Genomic DNA, 19,981 nt, shown 5'->3' with positions numbered 1-19,981 from the left:
CCTTAGGTGAATGTAATTGATAATTATTTTCATTGATTATGATAGCATAAGTGAAAATCGTTTTCAATGGAATTTTTAAATTGCCACACTTTTTTAACATTTTGTTTTACGTTTAACGCATAAAAAAAGCTTCCCTCATCGAGAAGGAAGCAAGAACGTTTTGAAGAATGTTGTTGTGCTCTTTTATTATAATAGCCGTGTCCGCTTTGGTCACGATGAAATCTTTACCAGTTAATCATTAGAATAAAACGTGTTTAGGTTTTCCTGCATCTGTACTTCAATAAAAATTTTATTTTCTGCTAATTCACCACAAACCTGACATGTTTTAATATGATCATATAAAAGCCTGCAACTTTCACAATAGTATTTTTCCATTTTGCACCGTCACTTCCTGTTCGTAAACAGTTTGTTTTAGTATATTCGGATGCTTTAACAATTGTGACTGGAGTCGAATGGAAAAATTATTTTATTAAACCGCTTTTTGTTCTGAAAGCTGGCTCATTTCAGCAGACTTTTTTACTGTTAAAACGTTAAACACGATATTCAAGACGATCGCGGTTAAGCTACCCGCAACAATCCCATTGTCCGTTAAAATCTGAATGTTTTCTGGAAGCTTTGAAAATAAATCAGGAACAGCTGTAACGCCTAGACCCATTCCAACGGAGCAAGCAATGATTAATAGATTTTCTTGACTTGCAAATTCTACTTTGCTTAGCATTTTGATGCCATATGCAATGACCATTCCAAACATCGCCACCATCGCTCCACCAAGCACAGGAGTTGGAATGACTGTAGTAAGCGCCCCAATTTTCGGAACTAATCCTAAGATTACTAGAAATGCTCCAGCAACATAAATAACATTTCTGCTTTTCACACCTGATAATTGCAGTAGTCCGACGTTTTGTGAATAAGTTGTATATGGGAAGGCATTGAATAAGCCACCAAGAATAATCGCTAACCCTTCAGCGCGGTATCCGTTAGCTAAATCTTTATCGGATAGTTTTTGATTACAAATATCGGATAACGCAAAATATACGCCAGTAGATTCAACTAAGCTAACAATGGCAACAAGCGTCATCGTTAATATTGGTGTTAATTCAAATGTTGGTGTTCCAAAGTAAAACATCTTAGGAAGGTGAACCCACGATGCATCACCAACAGCCGAAAAATCAACTTTACCCATTGCATAAGCGACAATTGTTCCTCCTGCGAGACCAACAAGAATCGAAATGGAACGTAGAAACCCTTTAGCAAATTTATATAGAATAAGAATAAATGCTAATGTACCAAACGCTAAAGCTAGATTTGAATAAGAACCAAAATCACTGCTTCCTTGTCCACCTGCAACATTATTCATGGCAACAGGGATGAGGGTAATACCGATAATCATAACGACTGAACCAGTAACCACTGGTGGGAAAAATCGAGCCAGTTTTCCGAAGAATGTTGAAATAAGAATGACGATTAAACCGGAAATAATAATTGAACCGTAAATAGAAGAAACTCCATATTGAGCTCCAATTGCGATCATCGGTCCAACTGCCGTAAAGGTACAGCCAAGCACAACAGGTAAGCCAATTCCAAAAAAGCGATTTCCCCACACTTGAAGAATTGTGGCAATCCCACACATAAGGATATCAATGGAAACTAAGTAGGTTAATTGTTCCCCCGTTAATCCGATTGCTCCCCAACAATTAACGGTACAATAACGGCTCCAGCGTACATCGCCAATACGTGTTGAATTGCTAGTGAGGCAATTTTAATTGGTTGCTGTTTCATTATGCTAATTCCTCCACTTTCCTATTAATAAATTGAACTTGACCATTTTGTAACGATTGAACTTCGGCTAAAGATTCTACTCGGTAACCTTTATTGCGAAGCATCTGTCCACCTTCTTGAAAGGATTTTTCGATAACAATCCCAAAACCTACGATTTCTGCATTGGCTTGGGCCACAATGTCAGCTAAACCAAGTGCAGCTTGTCCATTCGCTAGGAAGTCATCGATAATCAGGACACGATCTCCTTCTAATAAATATTTTTGGGAAACGGAGATTTCATTCGTTTCATTTTTCGTAAAAGAGTGAACCTGGCTCGTTAATAGGTCACCTGCTAGCGTCAGTGATTTTCTTTTTCTTGCAAAAACGACTGGTACGTTTAGCATTAATCCAGTCATGACACTTGGGGCAATCCCAGATGATTCGATGGTTAATATTTTTGTGATCCCTTCAGATTTAAAAAGATTAGCAAACTCTTTTCCTATTTCCATCATTAAATGTGCATCAATTTGGTGATTTAAAAACGAATCAACCTTAAGTACTGAATCTGATAGGACAATACCTTCTCTTAATATCTTTTCCTTTAAAGCTTCCACAGTGATCCCCTTTCTCTTGTAGCGCCTCACTCTCACTCTAATTAAACAAAAAAGCCTAAAGGCCTCTCCACTCAAATAGAGTGAGACTGTGACCTTTAGGCTTTTATACCAAAAGAAAACTTAAACAAGACTATTAATATAGAAGTCCTTGTTTAATATCTCACTCATAGTCGGATATTTTACGGAAATCCGGTAGAAACTTGTGGGCCTTATTCCCACGATTATATGAGTCTTTTTCCTATTCATTTGTATGGTCGTATTATATCGAGATAATATCTGTTTGTAAAGACAATTCCAAACATTTCTAAGTTTTTCAATCAAATTGTTCGTGTTTCCGTTTTCATTTTCTTAAAACCGAGGGTATTTAAAGGAAAGTAATGGAAAAGTACATATAATTTCAAAATTGTTAGGTATAAAACGATGCCTCTTGCTTGCATATAAATTGGAAAGTAGTCCTGCCTTTTATTCCTAATAATCCTTCACAATTTTTAAAGAAAATCTGTTTAAATCATCCAATTTTTAACTATATTCGACATAAGAGTTCACATATTATTCACACTTTACGGATTCAACAAGTGATATTAATCACTGTAATAACAATTTTTCACCATTACCATAGTAATTAATCAAGTAATGAACATTTTGTGAACTTGTTCAAACAATATGGAATATTCTCTATTGTTCGGTATGATGAAAGTGTATTCATTAAATATTTCTAAATTGTGAAGAGGGGAGTGAATCATTATGGCGAAAACGGAACTTGGGAATAAAACTAATGCTCCGATTAAGCATGAAGAAGAATCTCAATTAAAAGGGACATTGGTTTCCGTTTTCTTAGTCGCATTGGTTCTAATCGGTACATGGGCTGGAGTTTATTTCATGTATGTTGATCGTCTGTAATCGAGGGAGGGGGAAAAAAAGCCATGCATATCCATAAATTTGAAAAGGTTTGGCTAATTTTCGGGATTGCAATGTTGATTGTTTTTTTATCGGTAATTGGGGTAAGCGCTTTTTATTTGGGAAATCAACCGCCAAGCTGCTTGAATACCATTGATCCTGCAAAGGTCGATACAACTGCACCTTTTGATAAACCAGGTTTAAAAAAGGTTGAAGGAAAAGAATGGGATTACGAGCTAGTCATTGTGGCATCTATGTTTAACTACAATCCAGGTAATATTGAGATTCCAAAAGGCTCAAAAGTTAAAGTAATGGTAACGACTAAGGATGTTATCCATGGATTTGAAGTAGCCGGAACCAATATAAACATGATGGTTGAACCAGGATTTATAAGCGAATATGTTGCATCATTTAATAAAACCGGGAATTTACAATTTTATGTAATGAATATTGTGGGATGGGTCATCACATGATGACGTCAAAGATCGAGGTGGTTAAATAATGAATAATCCATCAGTGATAAAAGTTGATCGTCGTGATGGTAAATTGGCCATGGCTCACTTTTATGTAGCCTTTACAGCTTTGGCAATTGGAGGTCTCGCAGGCCTTTTACAAGTATTAGTACGCTCAGGTAAATTTACCTTACCTTTTGGAATCGGTTATTATCAAGTTTTAACTGTCCATGGTGTTCTTTTAGGATTAGTATTAACTACTTTCTTTATTATGGGATTCCAGCACGCTGCATGTAGCTACTCTTCCGGAACTTATTCAGCCAGTGTTCGAAAAACCGCATGGATCGGATACTGGATCATGACGACTGGAACAGCATTAGCTGCTGTGATGGTCTTGTTAAATAAAGCTTCTGTTCTCTATACATTTTATGCACCTTTACAAGCACATCCACTTTATTATATTGGTTTAGCGCTTGTTGTCGTTGGAAGCTGGATCGACGGTGCAGCAATTTGTACTACATATATTAAATGGCGTAAAGCTAATCCAGGGAAAACAAGTCCATTAATGACTTATATGTCACTAGTAAACACCATGTTATGGTTTATTGCGACAATCGGGGTTGCTGCCACAGTTTTAATTCAATTATTACCTTGGTCTTTAAATCTAGTACCAACCGTAAACGTATTAGTAAGCCGTACCTTATTCTGGTACTTCGGTCACCCGCTTGTATATTTCTGGTTACTGCCAGCTTACATGGCATGGTATGTGGTCATTCCAAAGGTGATTGGTGCGAAGATTTTTTCTGACTCACTAGCACGTCTATCATTCTTGCTCTTTATCTTATTTTCGTTCCCAGTCGGGTTCCACCACCAATTAACAGAGCCTGGTATTGATCCGGCATGGAAATTCTTACAGGTTGTACTTACATTCTTAGTTGTCATTCCGTCTTTAATGACTGCATTCTCTTTGTTCGCAACATTTGAAACTTTCGGTCGTTCAAAAGGCTCAACAGGGCTCTTTGGCTGGGTGAAAAAACTTCCGTGGGGCGATGCTCGTTTTGTTGTGCCTTTCATTGGAATGCTTGCGTTCATCCCTGCGGGTGCAGGCGGTATGGTAAATGCTTCTCACCAAATGAACCAGGTTGTTCACAACACTGTTTGGGTTACTGGACACTTCCACTTAACTGTCGCAACAGCTGTTGTTCTAACATTCTTTGGTGTATCTTACTGGTTAGTGCCACATTTAACCTGGTCGCGTCCTTACAAAAGCAATGAATAAACTTTGTATCCTTCAAGGTGTTCTATGGGCAGTTGGTATGACCTTTATGTCGGGCGCAATGCACGCTTCAGGTTTACTTGGCGCACCTCGTCGTTCAGCTTTCTCTGAATATGGTGGCTCTGCTCAAGCAGCTGAATGGATTCCTTACCAAATTGCACAAGCAGTTGGAGGTAGCATTCTATTCATTTCCGTCATCTTAATGGTGTACATTTTCATTAAGTTAGCTTTCTTTGCTCCTAAAGGTGACCAAGAATTCCCAATGGGCGAAGTTGCAGAAGGTACAGAACCTACACCTGCAGTATTCGAGAACTGGAAATTATGGCTTGGTGTTGCTGCATTGTTAATTATTTTCGCATACACAGTTCCATTAACTGATATTATTCAAAATTCACCTCCAGGATCACCTGGATATAAGCCTTGGTAAAAAAGAAAAGCAAAAAAGGAACCCTCAGCTAGTTTTTGCTAGCAACGGGTTCCTTTTTGGTTACAATTGATAGACATCCCGGTATTTCTCTGAAAGATAATCCACTAAATATTTCGCGTTTAATCCTTCACCGGTTACGTCTTGAATAATTTCTAACGGCTTTTTCATCTTTCCATATTGATGAACATGTTCTGTAAACCATTGTTTTATTGGCAAAAGATCACCATTCGCCAATAATTCATCAAAATTCGGTTGGACTTTGATTAGCGTATGCTTAAATTGCGCTGCATACATATACCCTAATGCGTAGGAAGGGAAATAGCCGAAGCTCCCACCTGCCCAATGTACATCCTGCAACACACCTTCTCCATCATGGCTTGGTCGAACCCCTAAATATTCTTCATATTTGTCATTCCAAATCTTTGGCAAATCGGCCACTTCAATTTCATCATTGAATAAACCCTTTTCAATTTCATATCGAATCATTATATGTAATGGATAGGTGAGCTCGTCTGCCTCAATTCGGATAAGCGAAGGCTTTGATTCATTAATCGCTCGATAAAAATCAAGCAAATTTACGTCGTTAAATTGCCCAGCTGCATACTGCTTTAATAAAGGATAATTTTTTACCCAAAAAGAATATTGTCGTCCTACAAAATTTTCATAAAAAAGCGATTGTGATTCGTGGATTCCCATTGAAGTCCCACCACATAAAGGGGTACCAATTAACTCTTTTGAAATATTTTGTTCGTAAAGAGCATGCCCGCCCTCATGAATCGTCCCAAATACTGCTGTTCTAAAGTCATTTTCATCATATTTAGTTGTGACTCGCACATCACCAGGGTTTATTCCTGTCGCAAATGGATGAACGGTTTCATCTAAACGGCCAGCTTCAAAGTTATAGCCCATTTGTTTTAATATTTGTAAGCTAAATTCTTTTTGTCGCTGCTTCGGGAATGGTTGAAATAAAAAGTCTGTTTTGGGCTGATGGTTCGAGGCGGAGATTTTTTTTACTAGCGGAACAATTTCTTTTCTCAAATCTCCAAACACTTTATCCAGTACCTCAACTGTCATGCCTGGTTCATATAAATCTAATAAAGGATTATATTTATTTCCTTCATAACCCCAATAATTAATAAATCGTTTTGTCAGTTGTACTAATTTTTCCAAATATGGTTGGAATTTTTTAAAATCAGCCTCGGCTTTCGCCTCTTCCCAAACACTTTCAGCCTTTGATTGTAAAATCACATATTCCTTGTATTCGTCATGTGGAATTTTTTTGTTTCGCTCATATTCCTTCCTGCATTCTTCCAATGTTTTCTTCGTTCGCTCTGGCAGATCCTCATTTGATAACTCGGCGATATAGCCCGCCATTTCTGGAGAAGTAGACATTTGAAACACCTCTGAAGAAAGCATCCCAATCACTTCTGAACGTTGCTCCACTCCTTGTTTCGGGGCACCCGTACGTAAATCCCAGTAAATCAAAGACAATGCTTCATTAAAAGCACTTATTTTTTTGACATACTCAAGAAAGTCCTTTTCGATAGCTTCAATCGGTATCATCCACATTCCTCCAATAAAGTTATTCATATCAATTTTAACACACTAAGCTTGTGTCTTTCCTTCTGATGGATTGAATACAAAAAAAATAGACAACAGCATAGGCTATTGTCCAAAAATAGAGAGGTTAAAAAGTTCCATGATAAATGGAATACAAACAACTAGACAACATCAGGGTGCAAACTTGTTAAAGTTTCACACTCCTTTCGTTTGTCACATCTTCATAGTAATTATAATGTTTTCTTAGTGCTGATGTTAGTGATAAATGTTACAGTTTAACGAATTAAATTTTAGATTAATTTAACAAAATCCACTCTCCAATTTGAAAAGTGGATTTCATCCATTCTATTCTTCTTCTAGTGCCAAATCCTTTACTGGAAGTGGTTCATCCTCTTTGTGTGTTACTTTACGAAGGTTAAATAATGCTTTGATACAAAATACCACTAGTATAGCAACACCTACTAAGAAAATGGTATCAGGAATCGCACGAATCGTTAATAGCTTCACGACTGATTCCTGTTGTAAGAATGCTGCTGATCTTGATGCAGCATAGCCGTTATCATACGCTGTTTTTAATTGCATAAATCCTACTGGAAGCAATGAAATGATAATCATACCAGCTAGACCAACGTTTAATAAGACACATGAAATTTTAATCATTTTATCATTCCATTTTTCTGGCTTCACAATATTGCGTAACGAGAAGACAAGAACGGCACAAGCAAACATACCGTATACACCCATCATCGAACCGTGCCCATGGGTCGGAGTTAAAAACTGTCCATGCTCTAAATAACTTACAGCAGGTAAATTGATTAAGAATCCAAGCACACCAGCACCGACTAAGTTCCATACCGCTACAGAAATCAAGAACCAGAATGTACCCTTATAAGGGAAATCAACCCCACCGTCACGCATCATTTTGTACTGCTCATAAGCTTCTAAAATCAATAATGTTAATGGGATAACCTCTAATGCTGAGAACACAGCTCCAAGGGCAATCCAAGCCTCTGAAGAACCGTTGTAATAATAGTGATGTCCAATTCCAATTACACCGCTACCCAATAGTAAAATTAATTGGAAGTATAATGCCTTAACAGTAGATTTCTTAGTTACTAAATTCATTTGAACCATTAAGAAGCCTATTACCACTACCGCAAACACTTCAAAGATTCCTTCAACCCACAGATGGATGATCCACCAGCGCCAATAATCCGCAAATGTGAAGTGAGTCCCTGGATTAATTAGGAATGCAAACAAGTAGAAAAACGGTACAGCAATTGCAGAGTAGAATAATAAATGGATTAAACCACCTTTGTCGGATTCACGTTTTAATCCGCTCTTAATTCCTCTGTAAACGATATATAACCAGATCAACATACCCGCGGCAAGAATAACCTGCCAGATTCTACCTAACTCTAAATATTCCCAACCTTGGTGACCTAATAAGAACCAGTTATTTCCTAGGTAGCCATTTGCGCCAAGCCATTGACCAACCATACTTCCACCAACAAGAACTACTAAAGCCCAGAAAAGAATATCGACTAACAATCCTTGACGTTTTGGCTCATGTCCTCCAACTAGAGGAGCAATAAAGATCCCCATTCCAAGCCAAGCTGTTGCAATCCAGAAAATGGCTAGTTGAAGATGGTAGCCTTTTGCAATGTTAAATGGCAATAAATCATAAACCCATTTCATTCCAAAGAAGCTATCTGGCTCAATGTAGTAGTGGGCTAAAAGTGCACCAAACATTGATTGGATAAAGAATAATACTGAAACAATCACAAAATATTTTCCTGATTTTAGTTGTGAGTTTGTTACAGGGAGCTTTCTTAGGTCAATTTTCGGGAAATTCCCTGGCGTATAAGCTTCCTCCATCCCAAGATGGTAACGATAGAACAAAAATAGAATAATACCAACGAACAGGACTAATACTGTAACACTGACACCGCTCCACCATATCGCAGAGAAGGACATTTCATTTCCAGCGTCCTTATAATATGGCCAGTTATTTGTATAAGTAATATCATCATCCACACGTTCCGTACTTGATAACCATGCAGTCCAAAAGAAGAAATCAGAGATCTGTTCAATTTGATCACCTTCAGATACCCACGCGCGTTCGCCTTTCGGCATGTCTTCTTCCTTAATTAAGTTCGGCTTTAACCCCCAACCATCACCATTGGTAAATACATCATGATAATATTCTCTTACCTTTTCTACCCCATAAACCTGAGCATCTGTAAGAATGAGAGAATCATCACCTTTTTCATATCGATTCTTTCGCATTTCTTCAATTACAGCTTCACGAATAATCGTTTTTTCCTCTTTAGCTAAGTCCGTATATTTTTTTCCGTATTGCTCATTTGCTTTATAATCCTGCATTCCTTCTGTATAAACCTTCAATGCCTCCGCAGTATAATCAGGCCCCATATACGAGCCATGGCCTAAAACAGTCCCATAATCCATCAAACCATATTTTTGAAACACGGCTTGACCACCCATAATCGAATCTTTTGTTAGGATGACCTCACCCTTCGCATCAGTAACCTCGAGTGGTCTTGGTGCCATATCTTTAAAGATCCAAAAGCCACCTACGAGTAAAACAGTAAAACTAAGTATACATGTTGTAATAAGAATGGATTTTAAAAGTGCGTTTTTTGGTTTCGCTGACTTTACCTTGTTGTTTTCCATCCCAAACACTTCCTTTCGTTGTCTTATAGTCACATTTTAGACGTAAATCTGTGACAACTTTGTGAGATGTCTCATTATCTAACTGTGATATTTCACACACCTTAAAAAATCTGAAATTCATATTAATAAGGAAATAATAGAGATGAAAAAATAAGTGATAATCGTGATGTTAGTCACTATAACAACGATAGAAATGAATTATGCTACAGGTGTGAAACGAAAATAGAGGAGTGGATTCATATGGAAAACAAGCTAGTAGAAATGGATGTTCGGGAAGATATACAAAATAAGCAAGACCCGTTCCAAAAAATTATGAAAGCAATCATAGATTTCCAATCCAATGATGTACTTCTACTTCACGCACCGTTTGAGCCAGTCCCTTTGTATGCAGTGTTAACGGCAAGTGGTTTCGAACATACAGCTGAAAAAATTGAAGAAAAACATTGGAAAATAACGTTTATTAAACAATAAAATAAAGCACAGTATGGAAGCTCATTGCTAGCCATACTGTGCTTTTTTCATCCTTATTTACTGATAGCGGTCGGTAAAACTCCCTCAATTTTAGCGACAATTACGGGATCTAAATCTTCATCAATTAAAATATGAACAGTACCCCTATCCGTGCTTGTCCGAACTAATCTTCCGACACCCTGTCTTAGTCTGAGTAGCATATACGGAAGGTCGACCTCGTTAAATGGATCTTCCGTCTCCTCACGTTTTGCAGTAAACACCGGATCAACCAGGAGGAAATGGCAAAGAGAAGAGGATTACGTTCCCAAGAGCTTCTCCAGGAATATCTAACCCTTCCCATAAATGGACAGCGCAAAGGACCGAACTTGGTTCATTTTGAAATTGTGACACAAGTGTACTGATTTCAGCATCACCTTCAAAGTAAATCGGAACATCCAATTTTCCTTTTATATATTCTTTAAAAAAATAAAGCTCAGCCTTATTAGAGAACAGGACTAGCGAACCTTCCTTGGCTATTCTTAGTTGTTCTAATACATAGGATGATTTAGCTTCTAAATTAAACTTCTCAAATCGAGGCATAAAAATGGACATATTTTCATCGTAATCAAATGGCGACGCCACAGAAAAAGATAAGTAATCCTTAATTCCAAGGCTGTTAGCAATGTAATCAAACGATTTATTTTCAGATAGTGTAGCAGAAGAGAAGATAAACGGCTTTGCTTGTGAAAAGACCTCTTCCTTCATAATATCCTTTACTAACCGAGGCATAATAACAAGTCTTCGTTCCGTGTCATTTTCTTCAAACCAAGTAATACCATTGGTCTTACCAAGAAATAAACTTAATGAGTAGGTTATTTGGTCCAAATATTCCTCAACGATTTTTAAATCGTAGTCATTTATAACAAATAACTCACTTTCAAAGACTAACTCCTCTTCTAATTTTCTTAACGTGTCCAGCAGCTTAGTTCCTACCTGCACTACTTCATTCGATTTAATAATCGTCTTTTTCTCTGAACCAATAGTTTCCTTTGAAAATTTAGTGAGACTATTGAAGAAATCTTGGCTATATAAGATGGCCGACTCAATAATATACAACGTTTTCTCACGAATATCGTTCCCAGCAATTTTCTCAAGTAGTGTTTCGAGAGTCTTCTCTGTAAGTTTATAGGTTAAGGCTTTTTGACAGGCATATTCCAGTAAATGACCTTCGTCAAACACAACACAGCACGGATCAGGAAGAAGCGGCAACTGACCTTCCCGTTTTCTTGATTCCTTTGTCCAAACATGCTCCATATAGAAGTCCTGTGAACAAATAATCAGGTCTCCCCCACCTCGATAAAAATCCCGATGGAGTGTTTGACCACAGCGATGGCGTTTCTCACATGAAAAACAATCCTGAAGTGAATCCCAAGAAATTTCATTCCACTGTTCATCCGTCAATTCAGGATGGTCTTTTCGGTCTCCATAAGGGCTAAAGGATTGAAGCGATGCTCCACTATGAACAAATGGTGGGAGAGATTGAAAAATTCCACTATATGTATCGGATGGATCATGAAGCATAGAGTCTTCCAGCTTATTTAAACACAAATACTGGTCTCGTGATTTTGCTAATCGTACATCAACCGTTAGTCCAAGTGATTCTTCAAGCTTGGCAATATCTCCCTCTTTTTTTACAATCTGCTCGATTAATGTTTCATCGGCACAGGCAATAATCGCTGGTTTGTTTGTATATCTTGCATAACAAAGTGCGTAAAGAAGATAGACAATTGTCTTTCCAGTCCCTACTCCCGCTTCTGCAAACATCACTTTTTTTCTTTAAAAGCCTTTTCGAGTTGAAAAGCCATAAATATCTGTTCATCTCTTAATTCAAAGCCTGCTTCGGGCAGGAAATCATAAAAAACATCACCAATCCAGTCATTCAATCGATCATAGAAGGATTCTGTTTTCGTTAGCGTAAATGGTAAGCTCTTTTGCATTATATCCTCCATCAAAAAAGAAAATAGGGAGCTGGCCTCTTAAGAACCAGTCCCTTAAGTCTAATCATTATGATTATAGTAAAATTAATTCAAACCAACAAAGTTTTCCAAAAACGGTAAACGTGCTATCGTTACCGTCAATCGCAAATTACCTCTCGCATGGGCACGATAAACGGGCTATCGTTACCGACTACCGAAAAATACCTCTCACAAGGGCACGATAAACGATCTATCGTTACCGACTACCGCAAAATACCTCTTGCATGGTAACGATAAGCGAGCTATCGTTACCGACAATCGCAAATTACCACTAGCAAGGGCACGATAAACGAGTGAACGTTATCGACTACCAGAAAAGCCGCTATTTAATAATAGTAGGCATGGTTTGACCGTGAAACGTTATAGTATAATGCGTCTTGTAATTGCTTTTGTGCTATTTCCATCTCATGCAGAACGGAAGGAGAAACCGTATCTTCCCCTTTTATTGTTTCTTTAGTAAGTTCTAAGGCTTGGGCAATTTTATTAAAATCCAATTGGAATGCGTACATTATTTTACCCCCTGTAAATAAAAATATATAATAATAATTTATTCTTTACAGAGGGAATTATTCCTATTCTTTATTCCTTGGTTGCCTTTTGCCCCAATACTGGTAATAATCTGTTCGGATAAAACCATTAAATAGCTTTCGTTTCTTCGTTGCAGGTTTTCCAAAAAGAGCCTCAAATTCGGGATGAGAAGTTAATATATAAATAGACCATGTATCTAATTTCGTCAAAACTTGTCCCATTTCTCGATACATCTTTTCTACCGCTGACTTCTCGCCAAGCCGTTCACCATATGGCGGATTGCCGATTATGACACCATAGTCCTGTTTTACTGTCAAATCTTGTACTCGCATTTGTTTAAAGCTTACAAGATCTCCTAACCCTGCTTCAAAAGCATTCTCTTCGGCGATTTTCACCATTCTATGGTCAATATCTGATCCAGTTATGTCTAATGGTTGATCGTATTTCGCTAAATCCTCAGCTTCATTGCGAGCTTGATCCCAGCTTGAAGCAGAAATAATTGGCCACTCCTCGGAAATAAACTCACGATTAAAGCCTGGTGCAATATTTTGACCAATTAACGCAGCCTCAATCGGAATCGTTCCAGAGCCACAAAATGGATCGATGAACGGACGATCTGGTGTCCAATTAGTCAGCATGACTAGTGCCGCTGCTAATGTTTCTTTAAGAGGCGCCTCACCTTGGTCGGCTCGATATCCACGCTTATGTAAACCAACTCCACTAGTATCGATTGTTATCGTCGCAATGTCCTTTAATAGGGCCACTTCAATTTTGAACTTTGGTCCATTTTCTTCAAACCATGTTGTTCGCTTATAATGGCGTTGCATCCGGTCAACTATTGCTTTTTTTACAATAGCTTGACAATCAGATACACTAAACAATTTTGATTTAACTGATTTCCCTGAGACTGGAAACTCAGCGTCTTCTGGTAAGAATTGTTCCCATGGAAGTACCTTCGTTCGTTCAAACAGTTCATCAAAAGTGGTGGCTCGAAATTCACCGACTTTAATTTTAACACGGTCCGCAGTCCTCAACCAGAGATTACTCCGGGCGATTGCCAGTCCATCCCCTTTGAAAGCAATCCTACCGTTCTCAACGGTACATTCATAACCCAAATCACGGACTTCCTTTGCCACCAAGGATTCAAGACCCATTGCTGAAGTCGCAATCAAATCAAATTTTGTCATATTTTCACCCTACTTATTCCAGCTTTTACGTTCATTATTATTATAAACAAGAAAAGCTCTCCATAAAAGGAGAGCTAACTATCCATTACACTCATACATTGCCTTTAATAACGTTCTGTAAGCCATGTTCTGTTCCATCGTACTGCAAACGACCCTAAGTCTCGTACTCCGGTGGTAATCATCTATCTACAGATTGAGTTACAATCTGTCCTTCTCCTTGTTGAATTCCTCAGAGAAAGTGCCCCTACCATTATTTGGGTTTCTCGCTCGTGGGGTTTACCCGTTCCACCCTCTCCATTTCTGTCGAGGCTACGTCACTGTGGCACTTTTATAGGTATTCATGCCATATCCTTAACGGACTTAGGCATTTTCCCGGCCGTCAGCCGAATTTAACTTCAGCTGCCCTAGCTTATTTATTGGCTAGGCACGAACACTACGAGCATCTCAGCTCGTGCGAGCATGGACTTTCCTCTACAAGTTGCATGCGCTCCTTGCAGCGATTACCCGAACGCTATTAAAGAAGACAATATTCATTATATGTAATCTGATTACAAATCGCAATGGTATTTACATGAAATTCTGGTAGAATTCCTTAATCGTATAATTTGCTCCCAAATACATGCTTTTCTAAGTTGGATAATCTCTTTAAAATATCAAAGTTCGTTGTCCCTACAGCAGCCTGCGGCTGAGTAGGTTGACGGCGAGAGGAATCCTCTAATTGTTTCTTCAAACGTAGTATTTCCTGTTGAAGCTCATCAATTTCCTGATGGAAGGCTTCATAATCTTTTATGATCAGATCTAAATATTTATCGACGTCTTCTTGTTTATATCCACGCATCGATGTTTTGAATTCTTTTTCAAGAATATCTTTAGCCGTTAATTTAAATTTATCTGACAGCATAGCATTCACCTCAAGTATCCCCTATCATCACATTATATTGTTCCAAAAATATGTAGTTTTGTCAATTTTTCTTTGATTATTAGCCTACTTCACCTGTTGATTTCCGCTCCAGGTGCTCGCTTTCCGCGGGGAGTCTCGCACCTTCCGCTCCAATCAACAGATTGCCCAATAATCAAACAACATTCATTCACAAATATTTAAAATTGATCCTGTTGGGTTTCTTCAACGAGTATTTGTAAATCATAAAATCCAATTAAATGAACATCATAGTCATGTGTTTCTTTATATTTCTGAGCTGCTTCGAATAAATATTTAGGTCCGCCCTCTTTTTCTTGATCGTAAAATAGAATAAGCGCATCGCTCTTTTCAATAAAAAACTGATTCTTCAAGCGAAATTGCCATGGTCCTTTATAATTTTTTTTGGTAATCGAATCAACAAAATCTGCTTGAACGATAACAGATTCGTATAATTCCTTATTTTGTTCATTCCAGCTTTCTTCTTGGTTTAAAAAAGGAGTTATCACTCCGAGCTGGAGTGCTGGATATTCGAGCTGCAGGTCAAAGACCACTTCAGCCGCCCAAAGCTCTGCACCAAGCTGTCCACTAATAATGACCCACTCAAGACCTTCATCCAAAAGCTGAATAAGGTGCTTTCGCAGAGCTAATTTAATAAAACCTATAGAAGGATGGTTGTGCTGAAAAAGACCCAACTCAAACGGTTTATAGCCAGATACTGCAGCAACCTTTACCACTCGTATTATATCTCCTTTTTCTTCTACTTTTGAATATCTATGCCATATGTATGCATGCTAAATGATATTTATTTCATTTTAGGCTAGAAAACGAAACAAAACAAGGGCTTCTTGTATGTGAAGCCCTTGTTTTTAATCAGTTATTATCGAAAGAATGGTCTAGGGCCAGGAAATCCCCAGGAGCTGCTCCAGGGAACGGGCCAGGGAATCCTCCAGGAACTGGGCCAGGACCAGCATTGAAATGTTGGTGAGTAACCTCATTCACTACTGATTGAGTTTGTGGGTAATAATGTTGATGTGCAAAGAACTCATGATTAACAGTAGTTGTATGTTGTGGATGAATGTGTGGTACCACATAGTTTTGACAAGTATGATTTACACAACATTTAGTTGGATGGACAATTGCAGGTAACACACATGTTGGACATTGACAGTGCATAGGGTGCATAGGGTGCATAGGATGCATACAAGATCCTCCTTTCTCTTTTGACTCTCTTTACATTAATAGCCTATGTCAAAGGAGGGTATCTTGTACTAATGAAAATACCTATTTATAAAAGATTAGGCTAAAAACTTTCTAAAATCCCAATAGTAAAGACCATTGAGAAAGACCTAATCAAATTCTTTATGTCTAGATATTAGAGCATACTATAAAAACTGTCTTTCAAACTTGTAAACAAAATGGCAGTTAAGCAAACAACAGCAAAAAACAAAAATAAAACCGCTTTATACACTTTACCAGCTCCAAAAAGATTTTCAATGGAACAATTCCATACAAGACTACATTTTACAACGGTAAACATCATCTTACAATATGGTAATTAGGATTAATTTTATGAATTTTTTGTTACAAAAAGGAGTGGAACTTTGGTTATAAAGTTCGGTTTTCTTTCGCTCGTTTTTGGGTCAATCGTAGCAAGCGTTTCTCGATTTCTAATAAGTTACCCTCATTCTTATCACTTCTAGTTTCACTAATCTCAACTAGAGCTTGCTCGCAGTATGTTATAGCTAACTCGAGGTTTCGCAACCGGTGCTCATAAATCTTAGCTAACTCAATACAGGCCGAAGCTTTCAATGCTGATGCTTCCCCAGCCGCTACCCTTTCCCAAAGCTCTGCCGCCTTAGTCCATTCTTTTTCTTTTTTGAATTCAAGCGCTAATGCATGCATCGTCTTAATAGATTCCTTGTTTGTTTCATGATGAAGCAGTTTGGTAAATGTCTCTTTTGCTTGTGCAGAATGGCCCAGAGCAGCATACCACCGCCCTACTTCATAAGTTTCTGTTACGGTTTGGTGCTCATCAAGCCTTAGCAACTGATAAGAAAGGTGAATATATAAAGTAATTAATGATAATATATCCATTTCATTGTGTTTGATGACCCCTAATAGACCTTCTGGGTTGTGTCTTTCAACAAAGTCGAAATATATCATCGGTGCTAAAAATCCCGGAATATCATCTTTTCGCTCAAATTCTAGTACCTCTTTTTCAACAATTGAAAGTTTCAGCCTCTCCAATCGGTGCTTCCACATTCTCCTTGCTGCATGAAATAAATCAAAATGACCAAAGGCCGGAAGCTTTGGCACGTGCTCACGAATGAGCGTGTGCCTCGTCTTAACTTGGGGCCAATCAAAGGCTTTACCATTATAGGTCACAAGCGTTTTATAATCGACACTCTCTAAAAAGCTTTGATATAGCGGGATTTCAGCACCTGGATTGGGGAGAATGTGCTGTTTTACCGTGACATGAGATTCCGACACTTTGGCGTGTCCAAGTAAAAAGATTGTATTTCCAGTTCCTCCGCCTAAACCCGTTGTTTCTGTATCAAAGAAAAATAATTCTTCCAGGTTTGTGACCTGCTGCAGATAAGGGATGCTGTACATCCATTTCGTTCCAAAGCTTAATAATATTCAATAATTCCCGAAATTGATATTTGCCATGTTGATAGCTTAAAGGGTAAGTGACCTCACGAATCAAACAGTATTGCTGATCAAAATAATAAGGTTCTACTCCTGCTCTGCTCCATTCCTCAAGGAAAGGAATCTCAACCGATCCTTCCGTTGGCGGTTCTTCTTTTTTATTACTATTACCGTTTACACTTAAATGCGGCTTGAGGCGATTTAATTTCTTTTTTAGTGACATAGCCTATCCTCCCACTAAACTGATTCAGATAAAAAGAGCCGCAAAATTTTCAATACATCACTTTTGGTTGACAATGATTGTGTATCCGTTCCAATACAAGACGGGCACCCATGCTCACAATGACATCTCTTAATCATCGTTTGTGTCTCTGATAAAACCATTTCGATTCCACTATATATTTTTTCACTTAAGCCAATTCCACCTGGATACCGATCATAAAAGAAAATCGTTGGTTTTTCATTATGCGCTGCCTTTACCTGCGGGACGACATGGACATCTTGAGGGTCACACATAACAAATAAGGGAACAATGGATTTTAGTGCATGAGCAGTACCAATTAAGCCTTGCTCGAGTCGCTCCTCACTTAATTGGCTTAGCTCTTTCGAAAGCGACAGCCATGCTGCACTTGTATGCAATTCTTCCTCTGGAAGATGAATCGGCCCTGATCCGATATTTTCATGAGTTTCAAATTTTATTTTTTTAAATATCGTCGCCATCGCATTTACGCTGACATCTCCGTAACCTAGCTGCCATGCATTTCCAGGTACGTTCTTTATCTATATCTAATACCTTTAACGAAACAGCTAAATTGGCATCTGTAAAATAATCAACATCTACCTCGCGAACATAGGCTTTTTTTTCATCCCAGTCTAAAGTTTCTACCTGAAATTGACTCCCCTGATGTAAGTAGATTGCCTCCTCATGGAGCAATGTCATCGCTGAAAATCTGTCCATTTCTCCAATTACCCTTGCCTTCCCTACTTCTGTTTGATCGATAATCACAATGTTTTCCTGAGAAGCAGATCTAAGGCTTATGTTATGGGCTGGGAAAGAGTCATTCATCCAATACCATTTATCACCGTTTTGATATAGAACTCTTTCTTCAGTCAAATATTCGAGCAACTCTTCTGTTTCAACTGTTCCAAAAGAATCTCCTTGTTTAAAGGGGAGCTCATAGGCGGCACATTTCATGTGGTCAATTAAAATAATTAAATTATCTGGATTGATTCGAGCTGTCTCCGGGCTTCTTTCAAAGAAATAATCAGGGTGTCCGATTACGTACTGATCTAACGGACTTGAGCTTGCTACTAAAATAACTAAAGACTCATCGTGGCGTCGACCAGCCCTTCCTGCTTGCTGCCAGGCACTTGCGATAGACCCTGGGTATCCCGTCATAATACAAACCTGAAGCTGCCCGATATCAACGCCAAGCTCGAGTGCATTCGTACTGACAACACCATATATGTCCCCATTACGCAGTCCCTTTTCAATTTCACGCCTCTCTGTTGGCAAATATCCACCACGGTAGCCTCTAATTGACTTTGGCCCTAATTGATATTTAACGAGCTCTTTTAAATAGGTTAGTATAATTTCCACACGGACTCGACTTCTTGCGAACACAATCGTTTGAATTTTATTCTTTAACAATTCCCAGGCAAGCCTTCTTGCCTCAAGTGTGGCACTTCTTCTAATATTCAGCGGCTTGTTCACAACCGGTGGATTATAAAAAGAAAATGCTTTCGGCCGCTTGGAGCCCCGTTATTATCAATCAACGTCATCTTTTTCTCAGTTAATCGCTCAGCCAATTCCAATGGATTCGCAATCGTTGCGGACGTACAAATAAAAACTGGATCACTCCCATAATATTGACAAATCCGACGTAATCTTCTTAACACATTAGCGACATGACTGCCGAACACACCACGATAAATATGCAGTTCATCAATGACGATATATTTCAGATTCTCAAAAAGTGACACCCATTTCGTATGATGGGGAAGTATCGCAGAATGCAGCATATCGGGATTGGTGATGACAATATGACCAGCACGTCGAACCTTTTGACGAATGTTTGCTGCTGTATCTCCATCATAGGTGTAACAATTTAGATCCAAATCACCATCCTGGATTAATTCATTAAGCTCGCTTTTTTGGTCCTGTGCTAGTGCTTTTGTCGGAAACATATACAGCGCTCTTGTCCCAGGTTCATCTAATAATGTTTGCAGCACAGGGAGATTGTAGCATAATGTTTTGCCTGAAGCCGTTGGCGTAACGGCAACGATACTTTTCTTATTCATAACGGCTTCATAAGCAGACCCCTGGTGCGTATATAATTGGTTAATGCCCCGTTGTTCGAGTGCACGGATTAATTCTGATTTAAGGCTTACTGGAAACGGTACAGTCTTTGCGTCTTTTGCTTCAATCGTATGCCAGTGTTCAATATTATTTTTAAATTCTTGTTTTTCATTTAATAGAGATATGAAATCTTGTAGATTTTTTCTCACTTTCAACGAACTCACCTCGATATCTT

The 19,981-nt window shown here is 38.4% G+C and carries 10 protein-coding genes, 1 other RNA gene, 6 pseudogenes and 1 riboswitch; of the genes and pseudogenes, 4 read left to right on the top strand and 13 right to left on the bottom strand.

Features of this window, described 5'->3' with window-relative positions; genetic code table 11:
- Positions 1–469: 469 nt before the first annotated feature.
- Together RGF10_RS08445 and RGF10_RS08440 are read right to left on the bottom strand one after the other, a co-directional pair.
- Positions 470–1,779, bottom strand: a pseudogene (locus RGF10_RS08445) (nucleobase:cation symporter-2 family protein).
- A complete protein-coding gene (locus tag RGF10_RS08440) occupies positions 1,779–2,372 on the bottom strand; it encodes a xanthine phosphoribosyltransferase (protein WP_318508615.1) in 594 nt (197 codons plus the stop codon). Before RGF10_RS08440 ends, RGF10_RS08445 begins: the two are co-directional and overlap by 1 nt.
- Positions 2,373–2,519: 147 nt before the next feature.
- Positions 2,520–2,621, bottom strand: a riboswitch (purine riboswitch).
- Positions 2,622–3,116: 495 nt separating this feature from the next.
- On the opposite strand from RGF10_RS08440, the gene RGF10_RS08435 reads away from it, so the two are divergent.
- From RGF10_RS08435 to RGF10_RS08425, 3 genes and pseudogenes are all read left to right on the top strand, one after another.
- Positions 3,117–3,272, top strand: coding sequence for a cytochrome c oxidase subunit 2A (locus RGF10_RS08435; protein ID WP_147533735.1), 156 nt, complete (start codon positions 3,117–3,119; stop codon positions 3,270–3,272).
- Positions 3,273–3,295: 23 nt separating this feature from the next.
- Positions 3,296–3,771: pseudogene (locus RGF10_RS08430) on the top strand (cytochrome c oxidase subunit II).
- Positions 3,771–5,424, top strand: a pseudogene (locus RGF10_RS08425) (b(o/a)3-type cytochrome-c oxidase subunit 1). Before RGF10_RS08430 ends, RGF10_RS08425 begins: the two co-directional pseudogenes overlap by 1 nt.
- A gap of 60 nt (positions 5,425–5,484) precedes the next feature.
- Here the strand turns inward: RGF10_RS08425 and RGF10_RS08420 are convergent.
- Positions 5,485–6,987: a carboxypeptidase M32 gene (locus RGF10_RS08420; RefSeq protein ID WP_318508614.1), complete on the bottom strand. Its 1,503-nt coding sequence runs from the start codon at positions 6,985–6,987 to the stop codon at positions 5,485–5,487.
- 342 nt (positions 6,988–7,329) lie between these two features.
- Positions 7,330–9,678 carry a nitric-oxide reductase large subunit gene (locus RGF10_RS08415; RefSeq protein ID WP_318508613.1) on the bottom strand — a complete coding sequence of 783 codons (2,349 nt, stop codon included), beginning with the start codon at positions 9,676–9,678 and terminating at the stop codon, positions 7,330–7,332.
- A gap of 240 nt (positions 9,679–9,918) precedes the next feature.
- Between RGF10_RS08415 and RGF10_RS08410 the strand changes: the two genes are divergently transcribed.
- Positions 9,919–10,149 (top strand): DUF2249 domain-containing protein, encoded by a 231-nt coding sequence (locus RGF10_RS08410; RefSeq protein ID WP_318508612.1) that lies wholly within the window; start codon positions 9,919–9,921, stop codon positions 10,147–10,149.
- 53 nt (positions 10,150–10,202) lie between these two features.
- Here RGF10_RS08410 and RGF10_RS08405 read toward each other — a convergent pair.
- From RGF10_RS08405 to RGF10_RS08360, 9 genes and pseudogenes are all read right to left on the bottom strand, one after another.
- Positions 10,203–12,125 (bottom strand): annotated as a pseudogene (locus tag RGF10_RS08405) (ATP-dependent DNA helicase).
- 365 nt (positions 12,126–12,490) lie between these two features.
- A complete protein-coding gene (locus RGF10_RS08400; protein WP_318508611.1) occupies positions 12,491–12,673 on the bottom strand; it encodes a hypothetical protein in 183 nt (60 codons plus the stop codon).
- 63 nt (positions 12,674–12,736) lie between these two features.
- A complete protein-coding gene (locus RGF10_RS08395) occupies positions 12,737–13,879 on the bottom strand; it encodes a THUMP domain-containing class I SAM-dependent RNA methyltransferase (protein WP_318508610.1) in 1,143 nt (380 codons plus the stop codon).
- 113 nt (positions 13,880–13,992) lie between these two features.
- Positions 13,993–14,391: RNase P RNA component class B (gene rnpB / locus RGF10_RS08390), an RNA gene on the bottom strand.
- An 80-nt stretch (positions 14,392–14,471) separates the two neighbouring features.
- On the bottom strand, positions 14,472–14,780 hold the full coding sequence (gene gpsB / locus RGF10_RS08385) for a cell division regulator GpsB (protein WP_318509382.1): 309 nt from the start codon (positions 14,778–14,780) through the stop codon (positions 14,472–14,474).
- A gap of 197 nt (positions 14,781–14,977) precedes the next feature.
- Positions 14,978–15,532 (bottom strand): SLOG family protein, encoded by a 555-nt coding sequence (locus tag RGF10_RS08380; protein ID WP_318508609.1) that lies wholly within the window; start codon positions 15,530–15,532, stop codon positions 14,978–14,980.
- A 136-nt stretch (positions 15,533–15,668) separates the two neighbouring features.
- Entirely contained in the window at positions 15,669–15,971 is a 303-nt protein-coding gene (locus RGF10_RS08375) for a CotD family spore coat protein (RefSeq protein WP_318509381.1), read from the bottom strand.
- Positions 15,972–16,403: 432 nt separating this feature from the next.
- A pseudogene (locus tag RGF10_RS08370) lies at positions 16,404–17,670 on the bottom strand (ribonuclease H-like domain-containing protein).
- A gap of 14 nt (positions 17,671–17,684) precedes the next feature.
- Positions 17,685–19,961 (bottom strand): annotated as a pseudogene (locus RGF10_RS08360) (DEAD/DEAH box helicase).
- Positions 19,962–19,981: the final 20 nt, after the last annotated feature.

This window comes from Bacillus sp. T3 (assembly GCF_033449965.1).
Lineage (GTDB): Bacteria > Bacillota > Bacilli > Bacillales > Cytobacillaceae > Bacillus_BU.
This window is presented reverse-complemented; position numbering and strand designations above follow the sequence as displayed.